We start from the raw sequence: 1,524 nt of genomic DNA, 5'->3' as shown, positions 1-1,524 counted from the left end.
TAACGTGCGGTTTTGTACGCTCAAACTTTTCCTTGGCCATTGCCCTCAGATCCTATATCCGAACCAAAAAAACACGTAGTAACCCACCGCACGAGCCGACGGGTTGCATAATAAAATTGGAGCGGGTGAAGGGAATCGAACCCTCGTCGTAAGCTTGGAAGGCTTCTGCTCTACCATTGAGCTACACCCGCATATTTCTATCTGCGAGCTCTCGCGAGGGCGAGAGAGTGGTGGAGGGGGCAGGATTCGAACCTGCGTAGACTAAGTCGGCGGATTTACAGTCCGCTGCATTTGACCGCTCTGCCACCCCTCCATCAGGGTCTTAACGCCGTCCGGGTTTTGAGCCCGGCCTCGTTGCGGCGAGGGAGGGAATACGGTGGAGGGGCATGTGTTGTCAACAGCAAAAAAAACACGAAATCGTATTTCCTTTCCTATATGTTCCCCAAGCTCTGCTTTCAGAGTCAAACAAAGTGCATTCAGTTCCTTACGGCCCGGAGGTTTCCGCCATTATGTCGCGTCGCAACAAATCACGTTCAGGAAATCGTCACCCCGGTGACGTCGGGCAGGACAACCTCCCGCAAAGCGATGAAAACCGCGAAGGTAATTCGCGCCGTGGACGAAAGCGCGGTCGCGACAGCGGACCGTCGGGCGGAAATTCGCGCCTGATTCTCTTCGGCCGCCACCCGGTAATGATGGCAATTGCCAATCCGCAACGCACGATTCACAAAATCTGGGCGACCGAAAATGTGCGCGACGAGATTAACGCAGCCCTTGCCGATGCCGAACGCACCGACGTCGCCGTTGATTCCGCCGGGCGTACCGACCTTGACGAGATGTTGCCGCCGGGCACCGTCCATCAGGGCATGGCCATTCATTGTGCCCCCCTGCCCCAGCTGTCGGTCGAAGAACTGATCGCTGACCACCGGGATTCGGAACAATGTACGGTACTTATCCTTGATCAGGTAACCGACCCGCATAACGTGGGCGCGATTCTTCGAAGCGCAGCCGCCTTTGGCGCGTCAGCCGTTATCGTACCGGACCGTCACGCACCGCCTGAAACCGGCGTACTGGCCAAGTCGGCTAGTGGTGCACTTGAAACTGTTCCCTATATTCACGCCGGCAACCTCAACCAGACGCTTGAAAAACTTAAAGCAGCCCATTTCTGGCTTGCCGGGATGGACGGCTATGCCGAACAGACTCTGGCCGAGGCCAAGCTTCATGGTCGCGTGGGAATCGTCATGGGGTCCGAGGGTGAAGGCCTGCGTCGTCTGACACGCGAAAGCTGTGACTTCCTGGTCAAGCTTCCGATGTCTGATCGCATCGAAAGTCTCAACGTTTCCAACGCCGCCGCGGTTGCCCTTTACGAGCTTTATCGCAAGTAAACAGCACCCCGATTTGCCCCGAAGCAGGGGGATGTAAATTTCCCTGCTTCAAAGTCTTGCAATCATCTGCGGCCCGGATTATGTTTCGCGCCGCTCGAGCCGGCATAGCTATAATTGGTAGAGCAGCTGATTTGTAATCAGA

Annotated in this window: 1 protein-coding gene and 2 tRNA genes; 1 reads left to right on the top strand and 2 read right to left on the bottom strand. The window is 56.0% G+C overall.

All coding sequences use genetic code 11. The annotated features are described in order from the left end of the window. Positions 1 to 117 precede the first annotated feature (117 nt). A tRNA-Gly gene (locus TH30_RS21895) sits at positions 118 to 191 on the bottom strand. 37 nt (positions 192 to 228) lie between these two features. Next, a tRNA-Tyr gene (locus TH30_RS21890) sits at positions 229 to 313 on the bottom strand. A 196-nt stretch (positions 314 to 509) separates the two neighbouring features. On the opposite strand from TH30_RS21890, the gene rlmB reads away from it, so the two are divergent. Then, positions 510 to 1,382, top strand: a complete 873-nt coding sequence (rlmB, locus tag TH30_RS21885; protein ID WP_114100193.1) for a 23S rRNA (guanosine(2251)-2'-O)-methyltransferase RlmB — start codon at positions 510 to 512, stop codon at positions 1,380 to 1,382. Positions 1,383 to 1,524 lie beyond the last annotated feature (142 nt).

This window comes from Thalassospira profundimaris, assembly GCF_003326795.1.
Lineage (GTDB): Bacteria > Pseudomonadota > Alphaproteobacteria > Rhodospirillales > Thalassospiraceae > Thalassospira > Thalassospira profundimaris_C.
Note: the sequence above shows the minus strand (reverse complement) of the source record. Positions and strands in the feature narration are given on the sequence as shown.

What these genes read in the sequence shown, in the direction of transcription:
- rlmB (WP_114100193.1), top strand. Translation starts at nt 510, where the DNA reads ATGTCGCGTCGCAACAAATCACGTTCAGGAAATCGTCACCCCGGTGAC.